Raw genomic sequence first — 14,318 nt, forward strand, 5'->3', positions numbered from 1 at the left:
CGGCCGGTGTACCGCGAGGTGCACCGACCGCCGCCCGTCACGCGAGGTCCTGCTGGTGGTCCGACCGACTACTGGTAGGCGGGGTGGGCGCGCAGCCAGGCCTGGAAACGCTGCACGGCCTGCTCGTGCTGCGCGAGCGTGTCCGAGAACACGGTCTCACCGCTCTCGAGGTCGACCGTCACGAAGTAGTGCCAGTTGCCGGTCGCCATCTTCGTCACCGCGTTGATGGCGAGGTCGCCCGGGTTGGAGATCGGTGCGGGCGGCAGCCCCTCGTGCTGGTAGGTGTTGTACGGGTTGGACCCGTCGGCACGTTCGGCGTCCGTCGTCGTCACACGGTGCGTGTTGCCCGTGCCGTACGCCACCGTCGCGTCGGACTGCAGGAGCATGCCGTCGTCGAGTCGGTTCTGGAAGACCCGCGCGACCTTCGGGTAGTCAGCTGCGAGGCCGGCTTCCTTCTGCACGAGCGACGCGAAGACGACGACGCGCTCCTGATCTGCGGCGGCGACACCGGCGGTCTCCAGGTGCTGCTTCATGGTGTCGACCATGGTCTGGAAGTACTGCTTCGCCGTCCACTTCGGGTTGATCGGGTAGGTGGCGGGGAACAGCCAGCCCTCGAGCGTGGTGACACCCGACGGCAGGCCGTACGCGGAGACGTCCTCGGCTGCAGCCTCGACGTCGGCCTTGCTCAGCCCGGCCTTCGAGACCATGCCGGCCTCGATGTCCTGCAGCGCCGTGCCCTCGGGGATCACGATCGACGGGTCCTCGACCCGGTTGGCCTTGTCCTGCAGAGCCGTCAGCGCGGCCTTCGAGCTCATCTTCTTCTTCAGCGAGTACGAGCCGGGCTGGAACTGCACGTTCGGCGACGAGAGCAGGAGCTGGTAGAAGACCTTCGAGGTCTTCACCACACCGCTCCGCTGCAGCGTCGCGGCGACGTCCTCACCGATGTCGCCGTCCTTGATCGTGATCGTCACCTTCGAGGTGCCGTCGCCGGTGTAGTCGTCGCTCTCCTGCGACCCCGAGATCGCGCTGGCGATGGCCTGGATCTTCGGTGCCGCGAAGTTGTAGGCGACCGCACCGCCAGCGACCACGATCGCCACGATGAGGATCCCGGCGATGAGGGGCCCCTTGCGTCGCGGCGGACGCTCGTCGCGCGGCGGCCGGGAGGCTCCCCCACGTCCGCCACGTCGCCCGCCACCGTCGCCACTCCCGCCGCCGGTGCCACCGGTACCACTCGTGCTCGCCGGGGCGTCGCCGTCCACTGGGTCGCCGTCCGGGCCGTCGCCGACCCGCTCGGTGCCGTCCGGGAGTGGCGATCCGCCGCCGACGCCCTGCCAGGTGCCGCGGCGTCGGGGCTGCTGCCCGTGGTCGTCGTCGAGGTCGTCGGCCGGGCCGTCGTCGGCCGGGCCACCGTCGGCCGGGCCGCCGTCGGCCGGTGCCGCGGTGCCGGGGACCGGACCGCTGTGCAGCGAGCCGCTGAGGAGGGCGTGCACGTCGGGGTGGACGTCGTCGCCTGTGGGAGCGGCGCCGACGCCGGGACGGGGGGCGGGCCTCCCGGCAGCGTCGGGACGCTGGTCCCCGTCGTCGTCGGGTCGGGCCGCGGTCGGATCGACGGCGTCGTCGGCCGATGCCGCCGCTGCGGCTCGTGCACGCGCAGCACGGGCTTCCCGACGCGACAGCGGCGGGTCGTCCGTGGGCGTCTCGGTGGGTCCCTCGCCTCGGCGGGTCCCCGTGCGGTCACGGCGTCCGGCGTCGCTGCCGGTCGCGATGATCGCGTTCCAGTCCAGATCGTCTGCCAACGGTCCTCGGTCTCTCGGTCGGGAACCCCGCGCGGCTCCGGTCCGCTGGGGCGGGTCCGGGAGGGCAGCTGTCAGGGGAGTTCGGCCCCGGGTGGGGCGCCGGCTGCGCGCTCGTGGTCGAGCGCATGTTGCAGAATGATAACAGCGGCCGCTTGGTCGATCACGGCCCGCGACTTCTTCGTGTTCTTCCCCGCCTGGTGGAGCCCGCGCTGCGCTGTGACCGTCGAGAGTCGCTCGTCGACGAGCCGGACCGGCCGGTGCGCCGCGATCCGGGCGGCGAAGTCCCGGGCGTCGGTCGTGGAGGGGGTGTCCCCACCGGACATCGAGAGCGGGAGCCCGACGACGATCTCGAGGACGTCGTACTCCTCCGCGATCGCCAGGATCCGCCGGAGGTCGGCCGAGTCGTCCCGACGGACGGTCTCGACCGGGGTGGCGAGGAGCCCGTCGCGGTCACACACCGCCACCCCGATCCGGGCGCGGCCGACGTCGATGCCGAGCCGGCGCCCGGAGCGGACCGTCACCGTCAGGCCGCGATGCGGTCGGACACGGCGCGGAGGGCCGCGGGAAGCGCCGACGCGTCGGTGCCACCGCCCTGCGCGAGGTCCGGCTTGCCGCCGCCACCACCGCCGAGGACACCGGCGGCCTCCTTGGCGAGCGGCCCCGCCTGGACACCGGCGGAACGGGCGGCGTCGTTGGTCGCGACGATGACGACCGGCTTGCCGCCGATGACGGCACCGAGCACGACCACGGCGGCGTCGGAGCCGAGCTGACCCCGGACACCGGTGGCGAGGGCACGGAGGTCGTCGCCGGAGGACAGCCCGTCGACCACCTGTGCGACGAGCGCCACGGCACCCACGCGCTCGGCGGTCCGGGCGACCGCCGGCACGCGCTGCTGCAGGTTCGCCGACTCGAACTCCGCGATGCGCTTCTGGGCCGTCTTCAGGTCCTCGAGCAGCGACTGCACACGGCCCGGGAGGTCGTCACGCGGCGCCTTGAGTGCGCTCGAGAGCTGGGACACGATGGTCCGCTCGACGGCGAGCTCACGGAAGCCCTCGAGGCCGACGAGGGCCTCGACACGGCGGTTGGTCGACCCGACGCTGGACTCGCCGACGAGGTTGACGAGGCCGACCTGGGAGCTGGAGGCAACGTGGATGCCACCGCAGAGTTCCCGGGACCACGGGCCGCCGATGTCGACCATGCGGACCTCGGCGCCGTACTTCTCGCCGAACAGCGCCTGGGCCCCGAGGGCCTTGGCGTCGTCGATCGGCAGGATGCGCGTGGAGACCTCGAGGTCGGAGCGGATCGCGGTGTTCACGACCTCCTCGATCTCGGAGCGGGTGTCGAGCGACACCGGCTGGCTCCACGAGAAGTCGAGGCGCATGTAGCCGGCCTTGTTGTACGAGCCGGCCTGCAGTGCCTCGGGGCCGAGGACGTCGCGGAGCGCCGCGTTCACCAGGTGCGTGGCCGAGTGGGCCTGGGTCGCACCACGGCGGTACTCGGCGTCGACCAGGGTCGTCGCCGGGTCACCGACACCGACCTCGCCGGAGCGCACCTGGACGGTGTGGCTCCAGAGGCCGGAGACCGGACGCTGCACGTCGAGCACCTCGAGGTCGAAGCCGTTACCGACGATCGCCCCCTGGTCGGCGTCCTGGCCACCGGACTCGGCGTAGAGCGAGGTCTCGCCGAGGATGACCTCGGCGATGTCGCCGACGACCGCACGGTCGACGCTCCGGCCGTCGACGATGAGGCCGAGGACCCGGCTCTCGGCCTGCAGGGCGTCGTAGCCGAGGAAGACGGTCTCCCCCGCGGCACGGAACGCGCTGTAGACGCTGAGGTCGGCGAGGGCGGTCTTCTTGCTCTTCGCATCGGCCTTGGCACGCGAGCGCTGCTCCGACATGAGCGTCTCGAACGCGGAACGGTCGACGTGGACGCCCGCCTCCTCGGCCATCTCCATGGTCAGGTCGATCGGGAAGCCGAACGTGTCGTGCAGCAGGAAGGCGGTGTCCCCGCCGATCGACGGACGGCCGTCCTGCTTGGCGCGGTCGACGGCGACGTCGAGGATCGTCGTGCCCTGCGCGAGCGTGCGGAGGAACGTCTCCTCTTCGGCGTAGGCGATCCGGGCGATGCGGTCGTACTGCTCGCCGACCTCGGGGTAGGCGTCGCGCATGGCGTCGCGCGACGCCGGGAACAGCTGGGGGAAGGTCGCACCCTCGACCCCGAGCAGCCGCATCGCGCGCACGGTGCGACGGAGCAGGCGACGGAGGATGTAGCCACGACCCTCGTTCGACGGCGAAACACCGTCGGTGATGAGCATGAGCGCCGAACGGACGTGGTCGGCGATGACGCGCATCCGGACGTCGTCCTCGTGGTCGGCGCCGTAGCGACGGCCGGAGACCTCGGCGGCCTTGTCGAGGACCGGGCGGACCTGGTCGATCTCGTACATGTTGTCGACGCCCTGCTTGATGAAGGCGACGCGCTCGAGCCCCATGCCGGTGTCGATGTTCTTGTTCGGCAGCTCGCCGGTGATCTCGAAGTCGTACTTCGACCGCACGTCCGCGATCTGGTACTGCATGAACACCAGGTTCCAGATCTCGACGTAGCGGTCGTCGTCGGTCGCGGGACCGCCGTCGACGCCGTACGCCGGGCCACGGTCGAAGAAGATCTCCGAGCAGGGGCCGGCCGGACCGGGCTGCCCCGTCGACCAGTAGTTCGTGTCCTTGCCGAGGCGCTGGATGCGGTCGTCCGGCAGCGTCGAGTGCCGCTTCCAGAAGTCGATCGCCTCGTCGTCCTCCTCGTAGACGGTGACCCAGAGGTCGTCCGCCGAGAAGCCGAGCCCGCCGCCGGACTCCGGGTCGGTCAGGAACTGCCAGGCGTACTGGATCGCCTGCTCCTTGAAGTAGTCGCCGAACGAGAAGTTGCCGTTCATCTGGAAGAACGTGCCGTGCCGCGGGGTCTTGCCGACCTCCTCGATGTCGTTGGTGCGGATGCACTTCTGGACACTCGTGGCGCGGGGGTACGGCGCCGGGATGAGCCCGGTCAGGTACGGGATGAACGGCACCATGCCGGCCACCGTGAACAGCAGCGACGGGTCGTCCGAGACGAGCGACGCGGACGGGACGACGGTGTGGCCGCGGTCACCGAAGAACTGGAGCCAACGACGGCGGATCTCTGCGGTCTGCATGGTGCTTCCTGTAGGGCGTGTGGCGGGGACGGGAGGCTCGGAGCGAGTCAGGTGGGACGGTGCGGCAGGTGGACCCAGCGTCCGGAACGGGGCTGCGTCAGTCCGTGTGGGCGGTCGGGCGCAGCTCGGCTCCGCGTGAGCGGTACCCCTCGGCCACCGCGCCCGTGAAGGCCTTCGCGCCGGCGTCGACCTGGGCGAGGAGGTGTGCGGCGGACGGCGTCCGGCTGACGCGCTGCGCGGCGACGAAACCGATCACCACGCCGACGGCGACGAAGAACAGCTGCTTCACGATGCCTCCCTCTCGGGCACGCCGGGGCGTGCGTCCGACAAGCGTAGCGCGGGCACGAAGAACGGCGGGCCGCCCTCCGAGGAGGACGACCCGCCGTTCACACAGGTGCTGGGATCAGCGGGCTGCGTAGTACTCGACGACGAGCTGCACTTCGCAGGTCACGGGGACCTCGGCGCGCTTCGGGCGACGGACCAGGCGGGCCTGGAGCTTGTCGATCTCGACCTCGAGGTAGCCCGGGACCTTCGGGAGGACTTCCTGGTGGCCACCGGCAGCGGCGACCTGGAAGGGCTCGAGCGACTCGGAGCGCTGCTTGACGTGGATCAGCTGGCCCTCCTTGACGCGGAAGGAGGGGCGGTCGACGAGCTTGCCGTCGACCAGGATGTGGCGGTGCACGATCAGCTGGCGGGCCTGCGAGGTCGTGCGGGCGAAGCCGGCGCGGAGCACGAGGGCGTCCAGACGCGTCTCGAGGGTCTCGACGAGGTTCTCACCGGTCAGACCGGCCGCCTTGCGGGACTCTTCGAAGACGATGCGGAGCTGCTTCTCGCGGATGCCGTACTGGGCGCGCAGACGCTGCTTCTCACGGAGGCGCACCGCGTAGTCGCTGTCCTGACGACGGCGGGTACGACCGTGCTCACCGGGGCCGTAGGGGCGCTTCTCGAGGTAACGGGCCGCCTTCGGCGTCAGCGGGATGCCGAGCGCGCGAGACAGGCGGGTCTTGCTGCGGGTGCGTGACTTGGTAGACACAGGGTCCTTTTCTCTGTACTGAACTGAAGGTGTCACGGGTCTCGGAGCGCGCACGCGCCGACGGACCCCGTGACGGGATCCAGAGGGATGAGCCTGTGGGATCGGGCGGCTACAGCCCGAACCTCTGCCCCCGTGCCGGTCAGGTCCGTTCAGGACGTGTCCGACACTGTGTCCTCGACGCAGCCGCACGCGAGGACCAGGACGTAGGCCCGTCAACGATAGCAGCATCCGGTCCCGATGTGGCCCTCACGGCGCCCGCGCGTCGCACCCGGGGGGTCAGTCGCCGCGGATGATCCCGCGGAGTCGGTCGAGCCGCGGGCCGATCTCGCGCTCGAAGCCGTTGCCGGTCGGCGTGTAGTACTCGGTGCCGTCCAGGGCGTCGGGCAGGTACTGCTGCGTCGCGACCCCGTGCTCGGCGTCGTGCGAGTAGATGTACCCCTTGCCGTGCCCGAGCCGCTTCGCGCCGGCGTAGTGCGCGTCGCGGAGGTGGTTCGGCACGACGCCCATCCGACCGGCCTTGACGTCGGCGACGGCCTGGTTGACGCCGTTGTACGCCGCGTTCGACTTCGGCGCGGTCGCCAGGTAGACGACGGCCTCGGCGAGCGGGATCCGACCCTCGGGCATGCCGATCAACTGCACGGCCTGCGCGGCGGCGACGGCGATCGGCAACGCCTGCGGGTCCGCCATGCCGATGTCCTCGGACGCCGAGATGATGATCCGTCGGGCGATGAACCGCGGGTCCTCACCGGCCTCGATCATCCGCGCCAGGTAGTGCAGCGCCGCGTCGACGTCACTCCCCCGCACCGACTTGATGAAGGCGCTGATCACGTCGTAGTGCTCGTCGCCCTGTCGGTCGTACCGGAGGAGTGCGCGGTCCACCGCCGCGGCGACCGTGTCGGCGTCGACGACCGGAGCGGTGCCGGCCGCACGCTCGTCGTCGTCCTGGGCCGCCACGGCGGACGCCGCCGCTGCCTCGAGCGCGGTGAGGGCCCGGCGGGCGTCACCGGAGGCCAGACGGACGATCGCAGCCCGCGCTTCGTCGCCGAGGACCACCGCACCACGCAGGCCCCTGGCGTCCTCGACCGCGCGGTCGACCAGCATGCCGAGGTCGGCGTCGGTCAGCGGCTTGAGCGTGAGGAGCAGCGAGCGCGAGAGCAGCGGCGAGATGACCGAGAAGGACGGGTTCTCGGTGGTCGCGGCGATGAGGATCACCCAGCCGTTCTCGACCCCGGGCAGCAGGGCGTCCTGCTGCGCCTTGCTGAACCGGTGGATCTCGTCGAGGAACAGGACCGTCGTCGCCCCGTAGAGGTCCCGGTGCGTCAGGGCCTTCTCCATGACCTCCCGCACGTCCTTGACACCGGCGGTCACCGCGGACAGCTCCACGAACTCGCGGCCGGACTGCCGGGCGATCGCCTGCGCCAGGGTCGTCTTGCCGGTGCCGGGCGGTCCCCACAGGATCACCGAGACGCCGCCTGGGCTCTCCCGTGAGCCGGTCGCCAGCTGCACGAGCGGTGATCCGCGTCCGAGGAGGTGCTGCTGACCGGCCACCTCGTCGAGACTGGTCGGACGCATGCGGACGGCCAGCGGTACCGAACCCTGGGCCAACCCGGTCCGGCCACCCGTCGTGGGCGCGTTCATCCCCGACCGGTCAGTTGCCATGCGTCGATCGTAAGCGCCAGCACCGACGGGCCGGTGACGGGCGAACCGGTACGCTCGTCGGACACCGCGACGAGAGGTCAGAAGAGCACCGTGGCACCGAAGAACCAGAGCCGTGAAGCCCGCGAGCGACTCCGTCTCTACCAGGCCAGACAGGGCCTCCACGAGCGTCAGCGTCGACGTCGTGTCCGTGACAACGTCATCGGGGCCGGAGCCCTCGTCCTCGTCGCCGCCCTCGCCACCGGGTCACAGCTGGTGCACGCGTCGACGCAGGATGACGACCGCGCCTCCGCTCCGGCCAGCGCGACCTCCACGGCCACCCCGACGCCTTCGGCCAGCGCGACCGCCGGCAACACCGGCGACGTGCCGAGCAAGCGCATCGCACAGGGCACGACGTGGACCGGCACGCTCACGCTGAACAAGGACATCCGCCTGGGCATCGAACTCGACGGGGCGAAGGCCCCGCAGGCCGCGAGCGTCGAGATCGACCTCATCCGCAAGCAGTTCTACGAGCGCACGAAGTGCCACCGCCTGGCCGACAGCACCGGCTTCCACTTCCTGCAGTGCGGATCGGCGAACGGCGACGGCACGGGCGACGCCGGGTTCCAGTACGGACCGCTCGAGAACGTGCCGAGCGACGGCACCTACGCGAAGGGCACGATCGCCATCGCCCGCGGCGCGACGCCCGCGTCCCAGACGACGCAGTTCTTCATCGTGACGGACGACACCACGCTCGACCCGTCGACGGGCGGCTACACGGTGGTCGGCAAGGTGACCAGCGGGCTGTCGGACCTCGTGTCGAAGGTGACGTCGAAGGGCATCGCCGACGCGGGTTCCGACGGGTCCGGTGAGCCCGAGGTCGCCACCGAGATCACCGGCGCGACCATCGCGGAGCAGAAGTAGTCCACAGCGAAAGCGCACACGCCCGTCGTACGGCGCGGCGGTGCAATAGGCTGACGACCTGACCGTGCCGACGGTGACGTCGGTGATGCACGACCACGATCGAGGCGAGACCTGTGGCATCTGACGAAGCAACGACCTGGGGCCGGGTTGACGAGAACGGGACGGTCTACGTCCGGTACGAGGACTCGGAGCGGGTCGTGGGTGAGTACCCCGACGCCTCCGCGGAAGAGGCGCTGGCCTACTTCGCCCGCAAGTACGCGGACCTCGAAGGCCAGGTGAAGATCGCGGAGCAGCGCGTCAAGGGCGGCGCGTCCGCCAACGACGTCGCCCGGACCGTCGAGCACCTGCGCAGCCTGGTGGCCGAAGCCCGCGTCGTCGGCGACATCAAGTCGCTCGAGGACCGCATCGGCGCCCTGACCGACCAGGTGGGCTCGCTCACCAAGGAGCAGGCCGCCCAGGCGCAGGCCGCCCTGACCGAGGCGCTGGCTCACCGCACCGCCCTGGTGGAAGAGGCCGAGGCACTCGCCGCGGTGGACCCCGCCCGTGCGCAGTGGAAGCAGGTGACCGCGCAGCTCGACGACGTGTTCGCCCGGTGGCAGCAGCACCAACACGACGGGCCCCGGATCCCGAAGAACGACGCGAACGACCTCTGGAAGCGGTTCCGCACCGCCCGCTCCACGGTCGACCAGCACCGTCGGGCCTTCTACTCGGAGCTCGACTCGCAGCACCGCGACGCCCGGGCACGCAAGCAGGAGCTGGTCCAGCAGGCCGAGGCGCTCGCTCCCCGCGGTTCCGACGCCATCCCGGCCTACCGGGAGCTGCTCGACGAGTGGAAGAACGCCGGCCGCGCCGGCAAACGCCACGACGACACGCTCTGGGCCCGTTTCAAGGCGGCCGGAGACGTCCTCTTCGAACAGCGCCACGCCGAGAACACGGCCGAGAACGAGGAGTACTCGGCCAACCTCGAGGCGAAGCTGGCACTCCTGACCGAGGCCGAGCCGATCCTGCAGATCAAGGACCGGGTCGCCGCGCGCAAGGCCCTCACCGACGTGCAGCGCCGCTGGGACGAGATCGGACGGGTCCCCCGCGCCGACGTCCGTCGCGTCGAGGACCGCATCCGTGCGGTCGAGGACCACGTGCGCAGCCTCGAGGACAGCCACTGGAAGCAGTCCGACCCGGAGCGCAAGGCCCGTCAGACGGGTCTGGCCAGCCAGCTCGAGGACGCGATCGCCAAACTGCAGTCGGAGCTCGCCGACGCGCAGGCGACCGGCGACGCCCGCAAGATCAAGGACGCGCAGGAAGCGCTCGACGCCCGCAAGATCTGGCTCGACGCGCTCGGCGGCTGAGCACGAGCTGCACCCACGAACGCCCCGCGACCAGATCGGTCGCGGGGCGTTCGCGTTGCGCTCGAGTGGATCAGACGGAGCCGACCAGGCGCTGAGGGTCAGGCGGAGACGGGCATCCCGAGGAGCAGTCGGATGTCCAGATCGTCCTGTCGCATCTGGGCGGCGAGTTCGTCCATGCCGCGGAAGGCGACCATGCCCCGGACGTAGGCGACGAACAACACCGAGATCGTCTCGTCGTACAGGTCGAGGTCGACGTCGAGCAGGTGCGCCTCGATCTGCTTCGCCGGGACTCCCTCGAACGTCGGGTTGTTGCCGACCGAGACCGCGGCCGGGTACGTCACACCGTCGTGCAGCACCCGGGCGGCGTAGACGCCGTCAGCGGGCACGAAGCCCTCGCAGGCCGGCGCGAGGTTCGCCGTCGGGTACCCCATCGCCCGGCCGCGCTGGTTGCCGTGCACGACGACGCTCCGGACCGCGTGCTCACGACCGAGCAGACGAGCGGCCTCGGCGACCCGTCCGACGGACAGGAGTTCGCGGATCCAGGTCGACGACACGCGTCGCTCCCCCACCGACCGGACGTCGTCGGCCAGGTCCACGTCGTCGATGAGCTCGACCTGGAAGCCGTGCCGTTCGCCGAGCTGTCGGAGCAGGGTGACGTCCCCGGCACCGCGGGCACCGAACCGGAAGTCGCTGCCGACGAAGACGAGCTTCGCGTGCAGGGTGTGGACGAGGATCTCGGACACGAACGCCTCGGCCGGCTTCGCCTGGAGCGCCGAGTCGAACCGGAGCAGCAGCGTCGTGTCGACACCGACCGCGTCGAGGAGTTCGCGCCGCTGGGCCGTGCTGGTCAGTGCCGGCGGCACACGCAGAGGGTCGATGACGTTGAGGGGGTGCTGGTCGAACGTGACCACCGTCGAGACGAGACCGCGGGCCCGTGCGGCGTCCTCGAGATGGGCGATGACGGCGCGGTGGCCGACGTGGACACCGTCGAACTTGCCGATGGTGACCGCGCTCGGACCGAAGTCGCCGGGGACGTCGGCGACGTCGTCGTAGAAGTGCATGCGCAGGTCCTCCGTCCTCACTCTGCCGACGCCACGGACGCGGCGGCCCGGTGGTGCTTGCGGAGCCACCAGAGTCCGGCGATCGGTAGCACGAGCGGGGCGAAGGCGTAGCCGAGGCCGTAGTACGACCAGATCGTGTCGTCCGGGAACAGCTGCCGATCGAGCAGTGAGAGCGTCCCGATCACGAGCACACCGGTCATCTCGAAGACGATCGTCACGCAGGCGACCCGGTACCAGGCGCGGCCCGGCACGATGAGGGCGACCATGGCGACGATGTACACGACGGCGGCGATGGCGCTGAGCGTGTACGAGAACGGCGCGAACGAGAACTTCTCCGCGATCTGCACGATGCTCCGGCCGGTCGCGGCCAGGGCGAGGATGCCGTAGACGGCGATCAGGACCCGTCCGACACCGCTCGCCAGGGTCGACGTGCGACGGCCCCGGGCCGGGCGGTCGGTTCCTGCGGAGGACTTGATCACCATTGCACCGATCCTACCGACCGTCGCAGCGTCCCGAGCACGGGGAGCGGGCCGCGGACGACGTCGCCGGGGACGTCCGGACAGGAGGACCGGCGTCAGTTCAGCGCGAACCAGATCTGGTACATCCGGTACACCATCACCGCTGCGGTGAAGGCCCCGGCGCCGAGCACGACGGTGCTCCAGCGCGTCCGGTCGACGAGCGCCCAGACGATCGTCGCCGGCGGGACCAGGACCACCGACACCGCGTAGACCCAGAACTCGAGCACGTTGCCCTGCGGCGGGTTCCCGACCGCCGGGGCGACGAGCGAGACCACCAGCTGCGCGAGGAGCAGGAGTTCGACGAGCGCGAGCCCGCCGACGGTGTAGTCGTTCGGCTTCCGTCCGATCAGGCCGAGCACGACCGCGGCCAGCCCGATGACGCACGCGATGCTGAACTGCACCCACATGAACCACTCGATCACGTGTTCGCTCCTGTCGCGGTCGGGAAGTTCGTGATGACCCGGAGCTGTCCACGCCGGACGGCGACGAGGCCGACGAGCCGGTCGGCACCCGTGGCGATCGCCGCGACCGGGCCGTCGGTGTCGGGGTGGTCCGCAGTGATCCGCTTGCCGTCCCCGAGGTCCTTCGCCTGGGCACCGTCGAGCTGCACGACCGGGAACAGGCGACGGGCGACGTCGGTCGGTCGGGCGAGGGCGGCGCGGACGTCGACGGCGTCGTCTTCGAGGTCGACGGCGTCCTCGACCGCGAACGGGCCGACGACGGTCCGACGGAGTGCGGTGAGGTGGGCGCCGGTGCCGAGGGCGGCGCCGACGTCACGGGCGAGCGCACGGATGTAGGTACCGGACGAGCACGAGACGACGACGTCGAGGTCGATCACGGCGACGTCGGCCCCGTCCACCGAGACGACCCGGTCGGCTCGGCCCCGCACGTCGAACCGGTCGACGGTCACACGTCGGGCCTTGAGCGTGACCGCCTCACCCTTGCGGGCCAGGTCGTAGGCACGTCGACCGTCGACCTTGATCGCGCTGACCGTCGACGGCACCTGGTCGATCGGACCGCGGAGCGCCGCCACGGCGGCTTCGATCGCGTCGTCGCTCACCGTGCCCGCAGGGGCGCCGTGGGCCGTGATCGGGTCACCGTCGGCGTCGTCCGAATCGGTGCCGACACCGAGCCGGATGGTGGCCGTGTAGGTCTTGCCCAGGCCGACGAGATGCGTCAGGAGGCGTGTCGACGGACCGACGCCGAGGATCAGGAGCCCGGTCGCCATCGGGTCCAGGGTCCCGGCATGTCCGATCTTCTTGAGGTCCAGGCGTCGTCGGGCGATCGAGACCACGCGGTGGCTCGAGATGCCCTGCGGCTTGTCGACGAGGAGGATGCCGTCGGGCGGGGTCACGAGCACCGGACGAGACTAGCAGCGGCACCGCGGCACGGCGCCAGTCAGCAGGCGTCGTTCCACTCGCGTCGTGGGTGCTCCGGGTCCGTGACGTCGAGCACCGCGGAGGCGGCGATCTTCACGTCGGCGCGCCGGTCGAGCCGGCCGGTCTCCTGCTCGACCCACAGGGACCACCGCCACAGGGTGCGGGTGCTCGGCGCGAGGAGCCCATGGCCGTGCACGACGAGCACGCCCTCACCGGCCCCGGTCGTGCGGAACGGGGTCACCAGGTCGTCCCGCAGCGTGTCCACGTCGGTGGACGGGGCAGCCGCAGCCATGGCCTGGACGCCGTGCTGCTCGAAGCCCGCGACGAGCGCCGCCGCGACGTGTTCGAGGTCGGTCCCGTCCTGCCCGTCGACGGCGATGACCGTCCGGTTCGTCCCGACCTGCGCGACCACCTCGCTCGCGATCGCGGCCATGGTGTCGATCTCCTGCGGTGCCCAGCGTGCCATGCCACCACCGTAGGCTGTCGTGGTGAACGTGGGCAGAGCCTCCAGTCCGTCCGTGGACGACGCGACGATCCACAGGGCTGCGGCGATCTCGTCCCCCTTGCTGGCCTGGTACCGCCGGGAGGCCCGTGACCTGCCCTGGCGTCGTGTCGGCTTCCCGGCCTGGGGCACCCTGGTCAGCGAGATCATGCTCCAGCAGACGCAGGTCGCGCGGGTCGTCCCCCGACTGGAGGCGTGGCTCACCCGGTGGCCGACCCCCGCGGACCTCGCGGCGTCGCCCCCGGCGGATGCGGTGCGTGCCTGGGACCGGCTCGGCTACCCGAGACGGGCCCTCGCCCTGCACGCGGCCGCGACGGTCATCGCCGAACAGCACGGCAACGTCGTCCCCCGTGACGTCGACGACCTCCTGGCCCTCCCCGGGATCGGGGACTACACCGCCCGGGCCGTCGCGGTCTTCGCGTACGGCGACCGGCACCCCGTCGTCGACGTCAACGTCCGGCGTGTCCTGGCACGTGCCGTCCTCGGCCAGGGCGAGCCCGGGCCGGCGAAGGCCAAGCAGGACCTGCCGCTGATGGAGGCGACCCTGCCGGCCGACCGCGACGACGCCGCGACGACGAACGCGGCGGTGATGGAGCTCGGAGCACTCGTGTGCGTCGCGCGGTCCCCCGCCTGCGACGCCTGCCCGATCGCGGACCGCTGCGCCTGGCGAACGGCCGGGTACCCGGAGCACGACGGACCGCGCGCGCCGAAGCAGTCCCGGTTCGCCGGGAGCGACCGACAGGTCCGCGGGATGATCATGGCCGAACTGCGGGCGAGCGACGTCCCCGTCAGCCCGGCGGAGATCACGATGGTGTGGCCGGATGCCGATCAGCGGGACCGGGCGCTCGCGTCGTTGCTGCGCGACGGACTCGCCGAGGGCGACGACCTGGAGGGCTACCGGCTGCCGCGCGGCTGACCCCCCCCGGCGCCCACGGCCTCGCAC

Annotated in this window: 14 protein-coding genes; 3 read left to right on the top strand and 11 right to left on the bottom strand. The window is 71.2% G+C overall.

Annotated elements, in window-relative coordinates; genetic code table 11:
• Window positions 1–68 precede the first annotated feature (68 nt).
• The 6 genes from mltG to DEJ31_RS01880 all read right to left on the bottom strand — a co-directional run bounded on the left by mltG (window position 69) and on the right by DEJ31_RS01880 (window position 7,669).
• On the bottom strand, window positions 69–1,796 hold the full coding sequence (gene mltG, locus DEJ31_RS01855) for an endolytic transglycosylase MltG (protein WP_111121060.1): 1,728 nt from the start codon (window positions 1,794–1,796) through the stop codon (window positions 69–71).
• Between the two features lie 71 nt (window positions 1,797–1,867).
• Window positions 1,868–2,317, bottom strand: coding sequence for a Holliday junction resolvase RuvX (gene ruvX / locus DEJ31_RS01860; RefSeq protein WP_110902178.1), 450 nt, complete (start codon window positions 2,315–2,317; stop codon window positions 1,868–1,870).
• Between the two features lie 2 nt (window positions 2,318–2,319).
• Window positions 2,320–4,977, bottom strand: a complete 2,658-nt coding sequence (gene alaS / locus DEJ31_RS01865) for an alanine--tRNA ligase (protein WP_111121061.1) — start codon at window positions 4,975–4,977, stop codon at window positions 2,320–2,322.
• Between the two features lie 97 nt (window positions 4,978–5,074).
• Window positions 5,075–5,266, bottom strand: coding sequence for a hypothetical protein (locus DEJ31_RS01870; RefSeq protein ID WP_111043765.1), 192 nt, complete (start codon window positions 5,264–5,266; stop codon window positions 5,075–5,077).
• 114 nt (window positions 5,267–5,380) lie between these two features.
• A complete protein-coding gene (gene rpsD, locus DEJ31_RS01875) occupies window positions 5,381–6,010 on the bottom strand; it encodes a 30S ribosomal protein S4 (RefSeq protein ID WP_110902175.1) in 630 nt (209 codons plus the stop codon).
• Between the two features lie 276 nt (window positions 6,011–6,286).
• Window positions 6,287–7,669, bottom strand: coding sequence for a replication-associated recombination protein A (locus DEJ31_RS01880; protein ID WP_375537605.1), 1,383 nt, complete (start codon window positions 7,667–7,669; stop codon window positions 6,287–6,289).
• Window positions 7,670–7,759: 90 nt separating this feature from the next.
• On the opposite strand from DEJ31_RS01880, the gene DEJ31_RS01885 reads away from it, so the two are divergent.
• Window positions 7,760–8,569, top strand: coding sequence for a peptidylprolyl isomerase (locus DEJ31_RS01885; RefSeq protein WP_111121182.1), 810 nt, complete (start codon window positions 7,760–7,762; stop codon window positions 8,567–8,569).
• Window positions 8,570–8,682: 113 nt separating this feature from the next.
• A complete protein-coding gene (locus DEJ31_RS01890) occupies window positions 8,683–9,915 on the top strand; it encodes a DUF349 domain-containing protein (protein ID WP_111043767.1) in 1,233 nt (410 codons plus the stop codon).
• 98 nt (window positions 9,916–10,013) lie between these two features.
• On the opposite strand, the gene DEJ31_RS01895 is transcribed toward DEJ31_RS01890, so the two are convergent.
• The 5 genes from DEJ31_RS01895 to DEJ31_RS01915 all read right to left on the bottom strand — a co-directional run bounded on the left by DEJ31_RS01895 (window position 10,014) and on the right by DEJ31_RS01915 (window position 13,339).
• Complete coding sequence (locus DEJ31_RS01895; RefSeq protein ID WP_111121062.1) at window positions 10,014–10,976, bottom strand: bifunctional riboflavin kinase/FAD synthetase; 963 nt, start codon at window positions 10,974–10,976, stop codon at window positions 10,014–10,016.
• A gap of 17 nt (window positions 10,977–10,993) precedes the next feature.
• Window positions 10,994–11,458, bottom strand: coding sequence for a hypothetical protein (locus tag DEJ31_RS01900; RefSeq protein ID WP_111077238.1), 465 nt, complete (start codon window positions 11,456–11,458; stop codon window positions 10,994–10,996).
• Between the two features lie 92 nt (window positions 11,459–11,550).
• Window positions 11,551–11,916 (bottom strand): hypothetical protein, encoded by a 366-nt coding sequence (locus tag DEJ31_RS01905; protein ID WP_111121063.1) that lies wholly within the window; start codon window positions 11,914–11,916, stop codon window positions 11,551–11,553.
• A complete protein-coding gene (truB, locus tag DEJ31_RS01910) occupies window positions 11,913–12,854 on the bottom strand; it encodes a tRNA pseudouridine(55) synthase TruB (protein ID WP_111077240.1) in 942 nt (313 codons plus the stop codon). Before truB ends, DEJ31_RS01905 begins: the two co-directional genes overlap by 4 nt.
• 38 nt (window positions 12,855–12,892) lie before the next feature.
• Window positions 12,893–13,339 carry a hypothetical protein gene (locus DEJ31_RS01915; protein ID WP_111121064.1) on the bottom strand — a complete coding sequence of 149 codons (447 nt, stop codon included), beginning with the start codon at window positions 13,337–13,339 and terminating at the stop codon, window positions 12,893–12,895.
• A gap of 52 nt (window positions 13,340–13,391) precedes the next feature.
• Here DEJ31_RS01915 and DEJ31_RS01920 point away from each other — a divergent pair, with 52 nt between their 5' ends.
• The gene (locus DEJ31_RS01920) at window positions 13,392–14,291 is read left to right on the top strand and encodes an A/G-specific adenine glycosylase (RefSeq protein WP_375537606.1); all 900 of its coding nucleotides are present in this window, start codon (window positions 13,392–13,394) and stop codon (window positions 14,289–14,291) included.
• The last annotated feature ends 27 nt before the right edge of the window (window positions 14,292–14,318 follow it).

Source organism: Curtobacterium sp. MCPF17_031, from assembly GCF_003234035.1.
GTDB lineage: Bacteria > Actinomycetota > Actinomycetes > Actinomycetales > Microbacteriaceae > Curtobacterium.